Source organism: Candidatus Aquicultor sp. (assembly GCF_054640775.1).
Map to the genome: position 1 here is coordinate 1 of NZ_JBTSLF010000055.1, position 15,734 is coordinate 15,734.

At 51.5% G+C, this 15,734-nt stretch carries 17 protein-coding genes and 1 pseudogene; 2 read left to right on the top strand and 16 right to left on the bottom strand.

Going from position 1 to position 15,734, the window contains the following annotated elements:
* The coding region (locus tag ACYC56_RS06315; protein ID WP_461373331.1) for a tetratricopeptide repeat protein at nt 1–377 on the bottom strand (377 nt) is incomplete at its 3' end.
* 472 nt (nt 378–849) lie between these two features.
* On the opposite strand from ACYC56_RS06315, the gene ACYC56_RS06320 reads away from it, so the two are divergent.
* Nucleotides 850–1,482, top strand: coding sequence for a sortase (locus tag ACYC56_RS06320; protein WP_461373332.1), 633 nt, complete (start codon nt 850–852; stop codon nt 1,480–1,482).
* Between the two features lie 23 nt (nt 1,483–1,505).
* Here ACYC56_RS06320 and ACYC56_RS06325 read toward each other — a convergent pair whose 3' ends face one another.
* The 12 genes and pseudogenes from ACYC56_RS06325 to ACYC56_RS06380 form a co-directional block, all read right to left on the bottom strand.
* Complete coding sequence (locus ACYC56_RS06325) at nt 1,506–1,982, bottom strand: RDD family protein (RefSeq protein WP_461373333.1); 477 nt, start codon at nt 1,980–1,982, stop codon at nt 1,506–1,508.
* Nucleotides 1,972–3,549 (bottom strand): hydantoinase B/oxoprolinase family protein, encoded by a 1,578-nt coding sequence (locus tag ACYC56_RS06330; protein WP_461373334.1) that lies wholly within the window; start codon nt 3,547–3,549, stop codon nt 1,972–1,974. The genes ACYC56_RS06325 and ACYC56_RS06330 overlap by 11 nt, the downstream gene beginning before the upstream one ends.
* Complete coding sequence (locus tag ACYC56_RS06335) at nt 3,542–5,560, bottom strand: hydantoinase/oxoprolinase family protein (RefSeq protein WP_461373347.1); 2,019 nt, start codon at nt 5,558–5,560, stop codon at nt 3,542–3,544. Before ACYC56_RS06335 ends, ACYC56_RS06330 begins: the two co-directional genes overlap by 8 nt.
* Nucleotides 5,561–5,698: 138 nt before the next feature.
* On the bottom strand, nt 5,699–6,544 hold the full coding sequence (locus tag ACYC56_RS06340; RefSeq protein WP_461373335.1) for an MTAP family purine nucleoside phosphorylase: 846 nt from the start codon (nt 6,542–6,544) through the stop codon (nt 5,699–5,701).
* Nucleotides 6,484–7,443 (bottom strand): arsenosugar biosynthesis radical SAM (seleno)protein ArsS, encoded by a 960-nt coding sequence (gene arsS / locus ACYC56_RS06345; protein ID WP_461373336.1) that lies wholly within the window; start codon nt 7,441–7,443, stop codon nt 6,484–6,486. The genes ACYC56_RS06340 and arsS overlap by 61 nt, the downstream gene beginning before the upstream one ends.
* A gap of 52 nt (nt 7,444–7,495) precedes the next feature.
* Complete coding sequence (locus ACYC56_RS06350) at nt 7,496–8,191, bottom strand: TIGR04283 family arsenosugar biosynthesis glycosyltransferase (protein ID WP_461373337.1); 696 nt, start codon at nt 8,189–8,191, stop codon at nt 7,496–7,498.
* Nucleotides 8,191–8,721 (bottom strand): C-GCAxxG-C-C family (seleno)protein, encoded by a 531-nt coding sequence (locus ACYC56_RS06355; RefSeq protein ID WP_461373338.1) that lies wholly within the window; start codon nt 8,719–8,721, stop codon nt 8,191–8,193. Before ACYC56_RS06355 ends, ACYC56_RS06350 begins: the two co-directional genes overlap by 1 nt.
* Nucleotides 8,714–9,709, bottom strand: coding sequence for a lysylphosphatidylglycerol synthase transmembrane domain-containing protein (locus tag ACYC56_RS06360; RefSeq protein WP_461373339.1), 996 nt, complete (start codon nt 9,707–9,709; stop codon nt 8,714–8,716). Before ACYC56_RS06360 ends, ACYC56_RS06355 begins: the two co-directional genes overlap by 8 nt.
* Nucleotides 9,710–10,253: 544 nt before the next feature.
* Nucleotides 10,254–10,934, bottom strand: a pseudogene (locus ACYC56_RS06365) (TVP38/TMEM64 family protein); the annotation flags it as partial.
* A 58-nt stretch (nt 10,935–10,992) separates the two neighbouring features.
* Nucleotides 10,993–11,673: a YdjY domain-containing protein gene (locus ACYC56_RS06370; RefSeq protein ID WP_461373340.1), complete on the bottom strand. Its 681-nt coding sequence runs from the start codon at nt 11,671–11,673 to the stop codon at nt 10,993–10,995.
* A gap of 221 nt (nt 11,674–11,894) precedes the next feature.
* Entirely contained in the window at nt 11,895–12,602 is a 708-nt protein-coding gene (locus ACYC56_RS06375) for a TIGR04282 family arsenosugar biosynthesis glycosyltransferase (RefSeq protein WP_461373341.1), read from the bottom strand.
* Nucleotides 12,603–12,678: 76 nt separating this feature from the next.
* Complete coding sequence (locus tag ACYC56_RS06380) at nt 12,679–13,215, bottom strand: DJ-1/PfpI family protein (RefSeq protein WP_461373342.1); 537 nt, start codon at nt 13,213–13,215, stop codon at nt 12,679–12,681.
* A gap of 134 nt (nt 13,216–13,349) precedes the next feature.
* On the opposite strand from ACYC56_RS06380, the gene ACYC56_RS06385 reads away from it, so the two are divergent.
* Nucleotides 13,350–13,988, top strand: coding sequence for a thermonuclease family protein (locus ACYC56_RS06385; RefSeq protein ID WP_461373343.1), 639 nt, complete (start codon nt 13,350–13,352; stop codon nt 13,986–13,988).
* A 113-nt stretch (nt 13,989–14,101) separates the two neighbouring features.
* Here ACYC56_RS06385 and ACYC56_RS06390 read toward each other — a convergent pair whose 3' ends face one another.
* The 3 genes from ACYC56_RS06390 to ACYC56_RS06400 all read right to left on the bottom strand — a co-directional run bounded on the left by ACYC56_RS06390 (nt 14,102) and on the right by ACYC56_RS06400 (nt 15,654).
* The gene (locus tag ACYC56_RS06390) at nt 14,102–14,305 is read right to left on the bottom strand and encodes a hypothetical protein (protein WP_461373344.1); all 204 of its coding nucleotides are present in this window, start codon (nt 14,303–14,305) and stop codon (nt 14,102–14,104) included.
* A gap of 125 nt (nt 14,306–14,430) precedes the next feature.
* The gene (locus ACYC56_RS06395; RefSeq protein WP_461373345.1) at nt 14,431–15,201 is read right to left on the bottom strand and encodes an ABC transporter permease; all 771 of its coding nucleotides are present in this window, start codon (nt 15,199–15,201) and stop codon (nt 14,431–14,433) included.
* A 255-nt stretch (nt 15,202–15,456) separates the two neighbouring features.
* Nucleotides 15,457–15,654: a hypothetical protein gene (locus ACYC56_RS06400; RefSeq protein ID WP_461373346.1), complete on the bottom strand. Its 198-nt coding sequence runs from the start codon at nt 15,652–15,654 to the stop codon at nt 15,457–15,459.
* Nucleotides 15,655–15,734 lie beyond the last annotated feature (80 nt).

Genomic DNA, 15,734 nt, shown 5'->3' on the forward strand with positions numbered 1-15,734 from the left:
TACTGGGCCTCAGGTTGATTCGAGTTAAGCTTAAGGCTCTCGAGGTACTCGCTCTCGGCATCCTTGATCTTTCCGACCGAGGAATAGCCTTGAGCCAGGCTCAGATGTGCCTTGCTGTCGTTTGGAATAAGCGTCACAGCTTTTTGCAGCCGCAATACGGCATCGGGGATGTTTCCCTTTTGGAAAGCACTCATGCCGCTATCGTAAGATTTCTTGAATTCAGCGTCACGCTGCCCCTGCATTACGCGAGAGCCCACTACCACTATCGCTATTGCAGCAACTACCACTACGGCTGCAACGATAGCGATCACCATCTTCTTAGATCCCTTGGCCTTACCTCCGGAACCTAAAGAAATTTGATGGCTTAAAACATTCATTAAATCGCCTCCTAAGGATTCTGTACTAAAACTTCTATTGCATCCCTAATCCTTGTCAGTCAATTGCTAGGCCTAAAATAAAAAAGCCGACCATAATAGAAAGGTCGGTTTCACTACTCGCTCCCCTTAGCCCAAGTGACCATATTGCGGACTAGGTTCATCGCAACCTTGTTGAAAAATCCTGGTGCTAACAATCTAAGACGGTCGCTGCTCATTATTCAATTAAGCCTACAGGCTCATTGTATACGCTGGGTGGTATCTTATCAAGCTTTTCCCTTATATCGTAAGATGTTTTTGTGAATGTTCTAACGAGAGCTTGAGCATTATATATGATAATGACGGTGATTAGTACTACCGTTGCCTTATCGTTTGGGCTGACAACGTATGATTATGCCTTCAAGCGCCACTGTCTTACAGCATTTTTGACATATCTCTCATTGTAATTGACCGCCGGCAACAATATACTGTTTTTATGGCCGGGCAAAAGAAGAAAAGTACAGCTAAGAATAAAAAGACCTCGCAGACAAAGCTCAACAAGACTCGACCAGCTACGTCGAAACCGAAAAAGAGATACGGTGCTACACAAAAGGTAGTGGGCGGGATAATCCTCTTTGCGGGCATGGTGTTACTTATATCTCTTTACCTGCCGAAAATCTACGCAACTATCGCCCCTGAACCTAAGATAAACCCTATCGTGCTGGAGCGCGGACATTTTTGGATCGTCATCCCGAAAATCAGAGTCGATTCGCCGGTTTTACCGGCGGTAACACAAGATTTCTTGCGCAGGGGTGTATCGCATGTGCCGGAAAGCGGCTTTCCGGGGGACGGCAAAAACTGTATTATCGCAGGCCATAACTATGACCCGGCAAAATGGGTTCCGCAAACTACCTTCGGACTTCTTTATGAACTTAAGAGAGGCGACGATATTTACGTTGCTAACCGGGGGAAAGAATACCATTACGTTGTCAAGAGCCAAACGGCGCTCCCGGCGGATGACCCAAAACTTTATGAAAAGACAGATCGCGAGCAGCTTACCCTTTTAACCTGCACCCCACATAAAACCACTACACAGCGAACTAAAGTCGTGGCGTTACCCGCCGACTAATGCGCTGTCCGGCGTTTCGAACTCTATGCCTCCTGCTTGACGCCGGATTCTACTATCTGCCGACGTGATCGTAAAACGAACGTCCCTGCCACGATATCGTGAACCGATTGGTACTGCTCATCGGTTAGCATCCTGAAAAAATCGACCAGCGTATATGCAAACGCCAGGAAGCCGAAGAATAGGCTGTTTATAACCCATATTCCAAACGAGAGTTTTGCCAGCGGCCTTATAAAGCACTTCAACAGCGACGGTCTCTCTAGTGTGGTGTGATCGACGATTCTGACGCCCAGTACAAGTTTCCCGAGCGTTGCTCCGAAGTAATAAAGTGTAAGGGCCTCATAACCGACGAAGAGAACGATTACGCCGAGCACCCGCGTATCTATCAACCCGGGAAACACGTTCGGGCGCAGGTATACAAGCCATAGACTGCCAAGAACCAGCAGGCCATCGAGCAAGAAAGCCATACTCCGGCGCCAAAGACCGGCAAGATTATGATCCATATCCACCTCCTCCAGGTGTCTCAATACTCACTATATCACCTGATTTGACATTAAACGATGCTTTACCCGGTACCTCGATCTCTTTACCGTCCCGCAGCAGAGTATTTCTGCCCGGTTTACCCGGCATGCCGCCTGCGCAACCATATGGTGCGAAGGTTCTCCTGTCAGAAAGGATGGACACCGAACTGTCTTTCAGGAACTCGATTCTGCGGATGCCACCATCACCGCCCGCAAACCTTCCTGGTCCACCAGAGCCGGTTCGAACGCCATACTCCCGCACCCTGACCGGATACGATAACTCAAGCGCCTCAATAGGAGTATTAAGCGTATTGGTCATGTGCGTATGAACGCCGCTTAATCCCGCTTTACCTGAATACGCACCCATGCCGCCACCAATTGTCTCATAATACGTGTGCTCATCGCCAGCAGCATCCACAAATCCAAACGACAGGTTATTCATGGTTCCCTGACTTGCCGCAGGAATACGGCCGGGTAGCGCCGCGGCGAGCGCCCCGAGCAGTACGTCCACGATTCGCTGGGATGTCTCGACATTGCCGGCGGCAACAGCCGCCGGATTGGCTGCATTAACGAGCGAGCCTTCGGGGGCATGTATCTCAAGCGGATAAAAGGTGCCGTGATTTGCGGGAACGGTCGGTGGAAGCAGGCACCGGAACACATAGTAGACCGCGCTAAAGGTTACCGCAATCGGCGCATTTACCGGGCTTTGAACCTGGGCGTCGGTACCACTAAAATCGATCACCGCCCGGGTCTCATCGAGATTTTCATCAATCGTGATCTTAACGGCGATCTTAAGCGGAATATCGTTGAATCCATCGCTATCAAGATAATCGACGAATGAGTAGATGCCGTTTGGGATGGATCGTATCAGCTTTTCGGTATGAGTCCTGGTGTAGGCGATTATGTTATCTACCTGCCCGCGGATCGTTTCCACACCGTATTTTCTAAGCAATTCGTTAAACCGGCTGCTTCCGATCTCGTTTGCCGCAAGCTGGGCTTTAAGGTCGCCGAGGCGCTCTACGGGGTTCCTTACCCGGTCCAGAAAAGAGGCGAGTAGCTCCTCATCCATTTCTTCGGCAACGACTAACTTTGTGGGTGGTATGCATATTCCCTCATCGTGAATGGTGCGACCGAGGCCCATCGAGCCGGGGAACCGGCTGCCGACATCTGCATGGTGCGCCCGGCTGACCGCAAAACCCGCAAGCTCATCTTCGAAAAAGATGGGGGTTATCAGCGTGATATCGGGCAGGTGCGTGCCTCCCGCAAACGGGTCGTTCGCTATAACCACATCGCCCGGTGCAAATTCGATACGGTGCGCCGCCTCGCGCAGGCTGAGAGGCATCGCCCCTAGGTGGACCGGGATATGCGACCCCTCCGCCACAAGGCGCAACGTAGTATCAAAAATCGCACACGAGTAATCGCGCCGCTCTTTAATATTTGCGGAATAGGCGGTTCTCCCGAGGGTAACACCCATCTCATCCGCTATCGATGAAAAAAGGTTGCCGAATATTTGGAGCGCGACCGGATCGACCTTACCCACATCAATCATCTATATCACCATCAGGACCCGACCGTTGCAATAGCAGGTTGCCGTACCCATCCACAGCGGCCTCCCAGCCGGGCGGGATAACGGTCGTTGTATCGAGCTGAAACACCAGGGCGGGGCCGGATATACCATGGCCCGACAAAAGCCCGCTGCGTTCATAGCAGGGTGTGGTAAGCCAGCGGTCGAAATAGGTGCGGGTCGTTGCGATTGGTAGTACGGGGGCTACAGCCTTGCCGATCGCTTGAGCGGGAGGCTTTTCGCGCATTCCGATCGCACGTGCCCTTATGGTGACGACCTCGATTTCTTCTGCGGGACTCGAATATCCGTACCGTTCTTTATGCAGGGCATGGAATGCTCCGGCGTAATCATCCGTGAAGTCATCCAGGGACACCGTTAGCTCAAATGATTGGCCGACATACCTCGAATCCAGGGACTTTTCAAACACCATATCCCGCTCGCCGACCCCCTCACCTAATAGATAACGGTAGACCTCATCGAGCAGCGGGATAAATGCGGTCTGCAGTGTAGACGGCGAAACGGTCTCAAGTTTTCCAAGAACCGTGGCCGAAAAATCCTTGGCGATATCCGAGACAGTCATGCCAAACGCAGAGAAAACGCCGGGAACCTGTGGGATTATCACCTGTGGGATGAGCGCGGCCTCGGCAAGCTCACAGGCATGCATCGGACCGGCACCGCCGTAAGCCACAAGTGTAAAGTCGCGTGGGTCATGGCCGCGCTCCACCGATATCACGCGAACGGCTTTTTGCATGTTGGATACGGCGATCTTCAAAACGCCGTTCGCTGCGGCCTGCATATCAAGGCCGCATGTAGCGCCAAGAGTTGTGAAAGCCAGCTTTGCGCGATCGATGTCGAGCCTCTGCCGGCCACCAAGAAAATGCTCGGGATGAAGGCGGCCGAGCACGACATTGGCATCTGTGATCGTCGGCTCTCCTCCCCTCCCGTAGCAGGCCGGTCCGGGGTTTGAGCCGGCGCTCTGCGGCCCGACCTGCAGTGCGCCGCCCGCATCGACCCATGCGATAGAGCCACCGCCGGCCCCCACTGTATGGATATCGACCATCGGGGTTTTAACCGGCGACCCGTAAAGACTAAATTCGGTAGTAAATTGCAAGGCGCCATCGATGAGACTTACATCGGTCGACGTACCTCCCATATCGAACGATATAAGATGCTTGGCCCCGGTGAGTTCCCCTAGGTGCGCGGCCGCAACAGTGCCACCGGCGGGACCCGATAGAACGGTCTCGACAGCGCGCTTCGATATAGCCGAAGCGGATGCCAAGCCGCCGTTCGATTGCATGATCCGCAAGTTCTCAGCCAATGCCGTTCCGATTCCCGATGAGAGTTTATCCAGATACTTGGCGACAAGGGGCGTTACGAATGCGTTGATAACCGTGGTGGAAAGGCGCTCGTACTCACGATATTCCGGGAGTATGGCATACGAGGCGGATACAAAATATCCGTTCTTTATAAGATACTCTTCAACCGCCTGTTCGTGGGAAGGATTAAGAAATGAGAAAAGAAAACAAATCGCAACAGAATCGACATCGTTCTCTTGGAGTAATCGCCCCAAGGCCGTGATATCGACCGTCTTAAGAGGATTGACGACCTCGCCATGCGCCCCGATTCGCTCATCTACACCAAACCGGCATTCCTTATCCACCAGCGGTTTTGGGATATCCGCCCAAAAACTATAGAGCTGCGGGCGGTTCTGTCGTCCGATATCTATAAGGTCGGTAAACCCTTGCGTCGTAACAAGCGCGACCTTGGCGCCCTTTCGCTCGAGAAGCGCGTTGGTCGCGATGGTCGAGCCGTGGATGATATCGATGATGCCACCCGCCCCGTCGATGGCTATCCCAAGCTCTGCCAGGCCGTTAATAACACCTATCTCGGGATCGGGGTGGGTCGAAAGGACTTTGTGGATGGTGCGTACGCCACCCCTTAAGAGGACGAAATCGGTAAACGTACCGCCGACATCAATACCAACAACCGTTCTAATCGGAACTCATTCCTTACATATGGATTTGCGCTTGCGCCCTGCAAGCACGCAGTAGTTTCTGCAACAAACCTTATTTTAACTGATGAAGGGGATTATCGGCAAAAGTTGATGCCGTATGCGGACCCGGATTTACTGGATTTACTCGAACTTGTAAAGGATACCGTCGAAGCCGATATCGTCCAAGTTTACGGATTGAATGATATGCTCGATGAGTTTGGGAAGCACGGTTGCCGCAAGGGACAGATTGCTGTCGAGCATCTCTATTGGGGTCGGCTCGGGGCTTACCCCGTTGGCATAGTCTATCCCAAAGCCTATCAACTGGTAAGGGATTTCAAACTCACCCGAGAGCACCGCTTCGGGGCCACTTGTCTGGCTTATCGCCGTCACCCTGGCAGATTGCAGGGAGCGTATCTCGGCTCTTGAATTGAACCTTGGCCCGTTTACGTGTCCGTATACGCCGCCGTTTATGTGGTTGATATTCAGATCGGCGGCCACTTTTGCGGCAATCCCCCGGATATATGATGAGAAGGGGGATGAAAATATGTAGTGCGCCCGCTCGGGATCGCCCGGTGCGGTGAACATCGTGCAGATTTCTCCGTTCGGCAGGCGGTTTTCGGGAAAGTACAGGTCATCAAATAAAATCACACGTCCGAGCCCCAAAAGCCTATCCACCACGCCCATCACCGACGTCGCGATAATCGCACGGGCGCCGGCTTCTTTCAAGGCAAATATATTCGTCCGGTAGTTGATCGTGTTCGGGAGAAGCTCGTGGTTTCTGCCATGGCGGGCGATAAACGCAACGTCCTTGCCATCGATTGAGCCCAGGGTTACCTTGGCACCCCCAAACGGCGTGGGGATGGTTCTCTCTTCTTGTAGCTCGAGTTCTTCTAGCTCGTAGAGGCCGGAGCCGGTGATAATGCCGATCAATTCATCGATCCTCTCTCTAATGACCCGGTACAGCTGCTCCCACTTCCGGCGATGCAACCATAGCAATGGTCGGACAGGGTAATACTGTATCCCATTATCTCGTCTTTGGTATATTCCCAAAGTTTCTTGTTCTCCCCACCAATCGGAAATTTTAGCGCCTGATTAAAATCGCAATCGTAAATCCACCCGTCCCAGCCGACGCTGATGAGGCTTCGGCACATCGCATTATGCAACAGATCGAGGTTCACGCTATGCCTGAGCAGCTCGATATACTCCTCATACGAGCCGACCTCGCGCAGCTGTTTTGCAAATCTACCGATAGGCATGTTGGTAATCGTATAGAGGTGGTTAAACATGATCCCATGGGCTTCGTTGAGGCTCTGTTTGTACCCGTCTTCAAGGACCGGCTGGTCGCCGGGCAAGAACGAGCCGCCGGGGTTATAGACGAGGTAGAGCAACAACCCGGTACCCTGCATCCCGTAGCCGAGATCGTTGAGCATCTTGAGGGCGGCTATGCTTTTTTTGTAAACACCGCGGCCACGCTGGGCGTCGACATTTTGCTCAAGGTAACAGGGCATCGAGCAGACCAATTCGATATTATTTTCGGCAAAAAACGTGGGCAAACCCTCCATGCCGTCCTCAAAAAGGACGGTCAGGTTTGAGCGGACGATTACCCTTCTGCCCATGGCTCGCGCCTGGTACACGATATCTTTGAAATTGGGGTTCAGCTCCGGCGCCCCACCGGTCAACTCAAGAACGGGAATATCGTTTTCCTCGAAAAATGTAAGCGTTCTCCTACACGTTTCGGCCGACATCAGCTCGGTCCTTGCCGGCCCCGCGTTATGGTGGCAGTGAACGCAGGCCTGGTTGCAAAGCATCCCCAGGTTTACCTGCAATGTTCCTATGCCCGCCCTTGTCAAGTTAATCGTTGAAAGTTCTTGATTGCAAACGCCCATTATAAACCCCCTGGCATATACCTTCTAAGCACAATCTAACTATATGGATCCTCTAGCGCACATCCGCATATATCGCAGCCAGCTTCTTGGGAGAGACGCGTGCATAGAACAGCAACCGTATGAGCCACATCAAAAGAATGGTTCTGGCAAGCCCCTTTTTCTCCCAGCGCCGTGCCGCCGTGACAGCATACAGCCGTAATCTGATTACCTTACCGGCGTCTTTTAAGCGAACCGCCAGGTCGATATCTTCGCAAAGCTCGATTTCTTTAAATCCACCCATCGCTTTAAATACCGATTTTCTCACGAATATCGCCTGGTCGCCCGTGAATCCGCCGAAGATGCCGTCCCGGACATTTATCATCACGCCGATCATCCTGTAAGGTGCAGCAGGATTATCCAGTTTTACTTTAAAGCGACCGCCGGCAACCGCTGTATCGCGCATGGCGTCTTCGATAGATGTGAGCGCATTAGTATCGAGATTCGTATCCGCATGCAGAAATAGAAGAATATCGCCTAAAGCCGCCTGCGCGCCCACATTCATCTGACGCGCCCGGCCGCGCGGAACTTCTATCAATTTGATGTTCGCCATGTTAGCTATATCAAGGGTTTGCACGACCTCGACAGTGCTGTCGGTACTGCCGCCGTCGCAGATCAGTAGTTCAAAATCCCCTTCGATATCTTTAAATTGATGAAGGAAAGCAGGCAAGGCCGCTTCCTCGTTAAGAACCGGAATTATGACAGAAATCATCAGAACGTCTTCTCCGGTATCATCTCTTTGGATACCATGTCGACCAGTAGACTGGCCGTTATGGCGGTAATCTCTTTGCACCGGCGGTCGGCCTGTTTGTCTTTAAAGTCGCTGCCCTTTCGCAGTGCCCGGCAACACGTCGACTTAAAGGTCTCCTTGAAACGATCATGGAACTTACCGCTTACATCGAGAGTTTTCGTGCGCTTTCGCGGTTTCTTGTCGTCGGCTAATATAACGCCGATAAAAAGCGAGGCGCCTACAAGTGCACCGCACGTGCACCCGGAGTAGCCAATGCCCCCGGTAAATGCGGCCGCCCCTTTGATGATCTCGGATGGGATAGCGACATCAAATGTCTCGGCAGCCGACAGCATGACGGACTGGGCGCAGTTATAGCCTCGATCGAAGCAGCGCGCCGCCCGTTCGTGCGCGGCGTCTCCCTGCGCAGATTCACTAGCGGCGGTAATTATCTGCGGTACAGTATCCTTCACGCTCTCTTTGGCCTTACCGAAAAAACGGTTCTTTCTACTCACGGGCAGCAAATATCACACCCCCTATTAGGCTAACCAACGTCACTATCAGGAAAAAATAGATGGATACCGCGATCGATTCCTCGGTCGAAAGGCCCACCTGCGAAAAGAAATACACGTAGGCGGCTTCACGCACTCCAAGGCCGTTTAACGAAACGGGAAGCATGGTGATTGCAGAAATTATCGGTATAGATAAAAGAACGAAGGCAGCCGGCACATTGAGTCCGAGCGCCTTTAGTATAAAGATATTGATCGTGACGACCATCAGCTGGAAAATAAACGAGTAAATCAGCACTTTAGCCAGGGTCGGCTTGTGCTCAACTGAGGAGCGCATCGATTCGGCCATGCTTTTGAGTTTCTTCACGAGCACCGACTCAAATCGTTCGAGCACCGCGCCGAACTTATGCGCATACAGCACGGCGATGAGCGACGCCATGCAAACGGCGACGAATGCGGTGATAAGCGGCAAGTAGCGCATAAGATACCTCGGGCCGAACGCGACGCCGCATAAAACTATCAGCCCCAGCGTAAACGATGCCAGAACGCGCTCGGCAACCACCGATGCGGCTGCGGCAGGACCATCTTTGGTTATCTTGCGCAGGTCGTATACCCGCACGACATCACCCCCGATACTTGTCGGCATGAAGTTGTTGAAAAACAAACCCACGAAGTAAGACGAAACAAGGCTTCTCAGCGGTACCGTAAATCCCTGCGCAATCGTCAAGAGCTGCCACTTATACGCACTGACGATTATTGAAAACACTGTCAATAAAAGCGCGATAAGCAGATAGACGGGCGAAGAATGTCGGATAAGCTCGATATACTTTTGCGTATCCGATTTATATAGCAGGGTTGCGATCAGCGCCATGCTTACCGTGATTTTTAAGAATGCAAAGTAGCGCGGTTGTTTCCTCTGCTCGATATATGAAAGTTTTCGTGCGGCTTCAAACATATCAATCTCTCCCGACAACCAGGCGCCAAACTGACCCATACAGCCTTTACCGGCTCTACGCCTGGGATTTGGCCACCTTTACTTTTAGCTTTCCGGTTCTTCTCAAACGGCGTACCGCATCGGTCCCGATTCGCCAGAATCCAAGCAAAAAGAAGATGTAAGATATAGTTCTGGCAGTTTCAAGCTTCAAGTCGCCCACAAAGAACCCTTCACGCATCTGAATGGGAAGCACCAGCGCCAAGGTACCCGGATCGCTCGCGATCGTGACGAGTATGACGGCGGAAACCGCGGCCATCCCCCAGAAAAGTATCCGTCCGATACGTTTCATCGGTTTTGGGTTTGACGAGTAGTATCGCAGGCGCCAGATACCGGCTATTAGACCGATCACAAGAAAGACGGGCATCAACATACCTGTCCTCATGCTCATATCAAATTGGATGTTTTTCATTAGCAACCAGCTGATATCAAAACCAAGTAAAAACGCAGTAAACGCAGAGCGAAACACCCGGTCTATCACGATCAGAGGGGGCACTTTTTCTCGCTCCATCGTCCTGCCCTCAATAAGCCATCTCTCAAACCGGGGCTTGAGTGCGGATAGAATGACCGTGAGGGAGACCACTCCCACAAACACCCAGAAGATCAGCTTTATCGAGCCCGTTACTTTATCGCCCAGCCACGAATACAGGATGGTCGCCGGCAATTGTCCGATACCGGTCGCGATAAAGAAACGCCAGAATCCCATATTGGTAAGCCCGGCACCGTAGCTGATGGGGTCAAACGGCACGAACGGTATCAGCCTGGCAACCAAAATCGCTTTTGTCCCGTAACGCTCGAAGAAGCGATCGACATATTCAAGGCCCTTGGCGCCGACAAGCCGCTCGACGACCGGTCTCCCGAACGCTGTCGCAATGCCGTAGCAGAGGGCCGCCCCGGCCATAGCACTGCTCCAGGAGAGCACCGTCCCCCAGAATGCGCCAAACAGCAAGCCGTTCGTAAAGGTGACTAACTGCCCCGGTATCGGTGCGACGATCATCTGCAAGATCATAAGAATGCTGGATATAACGGGAGCCCAAAGACCAAAGCCCAATAGGTAGGTCCGCAGCTGGTGGATGCCCGTTTCGAGGTCGCGCGGATCCGTTTTTCCCAAGACGGACATGGATTGTGCAAAAAAGTGGCGCACATCTGCAGATAAAAAATAGATTACACCAAAGGCCGCAAGTGCGACCGCTCCTAATAACGTGGACTTTCGTATGTGCTTTGACATGATACCCCCAAAAAAAGCGCGGAGGGGGTCGCTCGACCCCCGTCCGTTTATTGCATTGCTATTTCTTGACCTCGAACGACACGACGACAGGCTTTTTATCCTCTTTTAATACGTCCTGTTTTCCGAAGAACTTGACCTTATTGTCATGAAACTCCATGTAGCCATACTTCGAATTGCTGGCAATTCCCACAGAACAACTATCCAGGCAGAGAATGCATCCTGTTTTCTTCTCGTTCGCATTCTTTAGATTGCCGCCAAAGCGGGGCTCCCATCCTTTATCGGAATCGGCTTTTATAAGCTCCGAGAAGTCGTAGTCGTTACCGTCGATGGTGGCGGTAACTTTCAAGATATCGCCCTGGACCATCGTACCGGCGGGTGATGTCAGCTCGACATTATCGCCGGCTTTTGCGCTGATATCGATGAGCGCTTGATAGAAATCGGCGGGTTTCACAAATCCTTTAAGGACCGATTTGTCGCAGTTTGAACCTCCGTCCCCAACGATTCCGTGGCGGGTCGGCTCGACAAAGTATTTGGCGTTAGCCTCGGTATAGATCTTAACGACACCCTTTTCCCTGTCGACTACCATCGGATTATCCTTAGTGGGATCGTTTGTACCGGCTTTCTCGACTGCCTGCTCTTTCACCGGCTTCTGTGCCTCTTCTTTTGCTGCAGAACAACCTAAAAGAAGGGCCGAGAGTAAGAATAAAGCTAGTACAATAATAAGTGGCCTTACTTTCATTGACGTTACACTCCTTTACCCATTTCGTAAGAACTGTATCTTATACTTTATATATTAAATACTTATTTTCAATCAGTCAAGCGGTTTGTTGAGTTATAGCAGTATATACCACTAGGTTAAGATTAAATTAGAATTAATGCTTAAGTAACCAGCATAATCGGGTAGCCGCCTGAACAGTGCGACTACATGCGGATAGCGGGTAGTTTCATTCGGGTAATAGATTATAACGATAAGTTATTCATAGCATTGAGCACTGTACTGGTGGCCGGCGCCTCGGACCGGTTCTCGCGAAGCTCGGCAGCCAGTCTTAGCAGGTTAACAGGAGTGTCGATATCGTACCAGGTGAGAAGTTGCTTTACTGAAAGATTGCCCGATCGGATGTGGTCGAGCGTTTGTCGTAGGACAACGTGTGTCGACCAGTCGATGCGGTCGAATAGGCTCTCGAAATACCCGCGCAAGCCCAGTAGGTAGTAGCCCCCATCTTGACTTGGGCCGATCACGACATCGTGGTCCGATAGCCCGTCAATCGCCGATTCCAGCACTTCATACGGCATTGTTGGTGAATCTGCGCCGACAACAAGCACCCGGTCAAAGCTCTTAAACAAAATCCCGAGAATCCTGTTAATCCGCTCTCCTAAATCGCCCTTGCCCTGGTCGATTACTGTATAGGTGCCGGGAACCGGCAGGGTCCCTATCCTCGTCACGCCGCCCTGTAGCGAGGGGTTGCTATCTAGGGCGATAAATTTCCCGACGCGTTGGATTCTGTCGACTTTGTGTACGGTATCCTCCAGAAAAGCGGAGTAAAGAGCAGCGGACTGTTCCGGGGTAAGCGGCGGGCATAGCCTCGTTTTAACGTTACCGGGAACCGGCATCTTAGCCATAATGACAATCGCGAAGCGCTCGATACATCCATCCATAGCCATATTCATATCTTATGCCCCTTCATATACCAACATAGCCATACTCATGCCAGTATACCTATCATCCTCATGTGAAGGGAAGTGTTCAAGCTGCGGGCTTCAGCGAGATCTCGTCAATGAGAACACTGCAGAATTCCGAAATGTCTTCCTGTAAGCGCCCCGAGATAAGGTTTCCATCAACCCAAACGGGCTCATTCTCATACCTGGCGCCGTGAGTTTCAAGCTCATATCTTACCTCGGGCGAGCCGGTAAGGGAGTGGTCCTTTACAATCCCGGCATCCAATAGATAGCGCACGCTCAAATCTATCGTTGCTAGAATCATCCCTGCATCATGCTCATCACGTATAAAGTTTTGGAACAGCTCGCTGTTTCTTAAATTGTCCGAGACGCTCCCGTCGCTTAAGATAATCGCATCGAAGTTAAAATCCTGAAGAGTTTCAATCCCCATGCCCGGTTTTACCAGCTCGTTGCCTTTGCTATCGATTAGCTCTACATTCTTATCCAGCGCAGCAATTATGATTGATATGCCCGCGTTACTAAAACAATCCCTTAGTCGATGATAAATCTCGGCGTTGAAACTATCACCGAGAACGATGGCTACTCGTCGCCGCCAAGAACTCATACTTCATCCCTCCATCACCTGAATTTTCCCGCGGGCATCGGATGGTAAACGCGGCGCCGCGCCGTCGTTGGTGGTAATATGAAGTAATTGAAAGCACCATAGATCGGCAGTGTCCCATACTGCAAGGGGAATATATGCGCAGGTATTCGAAGAAGCTGAGGCCGTTGTCACCTGCGGCGACAGTTATCTTGATAGCCTTTGGGCTTATTTTTGTTCTGAGCCGCTCGGGCTGTAGCAAACCCATCACGTCCACTATGCCCAAAGATACGATCGGTCAATCGGCGACCTCGGAACGTGCGGTTTACGTTGATAAGGGTACTGGGCACACGCAGGAATCCCGCGACACCCAAGGTGTGCAAGATGCTCAAGACACAACGCCGGATAACCAACATGCTCAGATCGCTGAGGTCACCCGCGTTGTTGACGGCGATACAATCGTGGTCGCCATGAACAGGAAGCTTTATAAGGTGCGGTTTATCGGTATGGACACGCCGGAGCGCGGGCGGCCCTTCTACCGCGAGGCGACCGATAAAACAAAGGAATTAGTCCTGGGTAAGCAGGTGCGCATGGTAAAAGATATCCGCGAGGCGGATAGATACGGCAGGCTGCTACGCTACGTCTATGCCGATGGCGTTTTTGTAAACGCAGAGCTGGTGAGGCAAGGTTATGCGGTCCAGGCTACCTTCCCGCCCGATGTGAAATACGTTGAGTTGTTTAGAAAACTTGCGGCGGAGGCCCGCGACAACGCGAAAGGCTTATGGGCGACTGACTAGAGAGCAACACTTAACCGACGGTTTAACCTAAAGAACGGTCATAAGGGTAAGTAAACAGGGAGCGGGCTTTAACCCCGCTCCCTGTTTTTATAACAAGCTACGCTCGCGTCCTACTAATTGTATGCGAGCTTGCGTTCTCTACCAAGCTCGTCGCTAATCTCGTCCATTCTCAACGTTATATCGATAAGTTCCTGTTTGGTCTTAGCGGCCTCTCGGACACATACATCACAGTTTGCCCGGCAATGAATCTTGCGCCGTAGCTCATGCGCTTGTTTCTCCAGTTCCTGGTATTCGACAAGCAGATCGTCCGCTCTCATGTACTTCGCCTCCCGGCTCCTATGTTACTCCTAACATGCGCCGAAACATACCAGTTTCTTCCATATATTTATTCCCACCCCAGGGTTGTCCTAAACAAGCTTGGGGTTGGTAACATTGCTCTCACTTATTCATAGTGAAGCGCATCGATCGGATGGAGGCACGATGCTTTCATAGCCGGATACACACCGAAGAAAATCCCTATGGCTAACGAGAAACCAAACGCCAGCACGATCGCATTGGTCGACACGACGGTCTGAAACCCAAATCCCACCTTTACCGCGTAAGAGATCGCTATGCCCGAGATAACGCCCACGATGCCGCCAAAACCGCTGAGCACCATCGACTCGATCATAAACTGATTCAAGATATGTTTGCGCTTGGCGCCGAGAGCTTTTCTAATACCGATCTCTTTCGTGCGCTCTGTAACCGATACCAGCATGATATTCATAATCCCGATACCGCCGACCAAAAGCGATATACTCGCTATGCCCCCGAGCAGAATAGTAAATACGCCGGTAATGCTCGAGAGGGTATTCAGTATCTCTGCCTGGTTGCGGATAGTGAAATCATTGGCCGCATCAAATGCGATGCGATGTCTCCTTCGAAGCACGCTCTCGATTGCCGCCGAGACCGCATCCATATTTGCGTCTTTTTCAACCGCAACGTCTATCTGTCGAATAGACTTACTGCCGGTAAAGCGCAGCATGGCCGTCGTGACCGGGATGATTATCTGGTCGTCCTGATTCATAAACCCGGTGGACCCTTTGGAGCGCAAAATTCCAACGACGGTAAACGGCACGTGGTTGATCAAGATGCGCTGGCCCATGACGCCCATGGCTTGCACGCCCAGGTTGTCTAAAACGGATGTGCCGACCACGGCGACTTTGCGCGCCACCTTAACGTCTTCGATGCCATAAAGCGTTTACTCATTCACTTCCATCCTTTCGTAGCCAACTATGTAACGCCGGAAAACTGCTTTTCATGCCGGCGGACAGACCCGTCACCTAAGATATTATACGGTGGTTTCTTGAGAAAATGCTGAGAATCTGTTGAAAACATTTATTGGGTTAAAGGGATTACATCAAAAAAACTGCGGGGAGCTTAGCTCCCCGCAGCCCTCGATTGGTTTGCAGATACTACCGAACCTTACTTAATACCTGATCTTAATACTTTCTCCCATATTTTGCTCTATGTCGTCCAACTTCATAGTGACATCGATTAGTGCTTCCCTTAGATGATCCATATTCTCCGTCATGCAACCGGTATCGAAGCTATGCATCGCACTTTCAATCTCGTGCGCTTTGGTCGTTAAGTCCTTCACCTCTTTATCAAGCATTTCGTCTTTCACGTTTCTCGCCCCCTGCCGTTCAATCCTCGCTTTAATCATATGTAATGTGGTCGATACTCTCCCGGCGCTTTATATATACC

Bases quoted from the DNA above. Each gene is read 5' to 3' on its own strand.
- ACYC56_RS06320 (WP_461373332.1), top strand. From the start codon at position 850: ATGGCCGGGCAAAAGAAGAAAAGTACAGCTAAGAATAAAAAGACCTCG.
- ACYC56_RS06325 (WP_461373333.1), bottom strand. From the start codon at position 1,982: ATGGATCATAATCTTGCCGGTCTTTGGCGCCGGAGTATGGCTTTCTTG.
- ACYC56_RS06330 (WP_461373334.1), bottom strand. From the start codon at position 3,549: ATGATTGATGTGGGTAAGGTCGATCCGGTCGCGCTCCAAATATTCGGC.
- arsS (WP_461373336.1), bottom strand. From the start codon at position 7,443: ATGGGCGTTTGCAATCAAGAACTTTCAACGATTAACTTGACAAGGGCG.
- ACYC56_RS06350 (WP_461373337.1), bottom strand. From the start codon at position 8,191: ATGATTTCTGTCATAATTCCGGTTCTTAACGAGGAAGCGGCCTTGCCT.
- ACYC56_RS06360 (WP_461373339.1), bottom strand. From the start codon at position 9,709: ATGGGTCAGTTTGGCGCCTGGTTGTCGGGAGAGATTGATATGTTTGAA.
- ACYC56_RS06370 (WP_461373340.1), bottom strand. From the start codon at position 11,673: ATGAAAGTAAGGCCACTTATTATTGTACTAGCTTTATTCTTACTCTCG.
- ACYC56_RS06375 (WP_461373341.1), bottom strand. From the start codon at position 12,602: ATGAATATGGCTATGGATGGATGTATCGAGCGCTTCGCGATTGTCATT.
- ACYC56_RS06380 (WP_461373342.1), bottom strand. From the start codon at position 13,215: ATGAGTTCTTGGCGGCGACGAGTAGCCATCGTTCTCGGTGATAGTTTC.
- ACYC56_RS06385 (WP_461373343.1), top strand. From the start codon at position 13,350: ATGCGCAGGTATTCGAAGAAGCTGAGGCCGTTGTCACCTGCGGCGACA.
- ACYC56_RS06390 (WP_461373344.1), bottom strand. From the start codon at position 14,305: ATGAGAGCGGACGATCTGCTTGTCGAATACCAGGAACTGGAGAAACAA.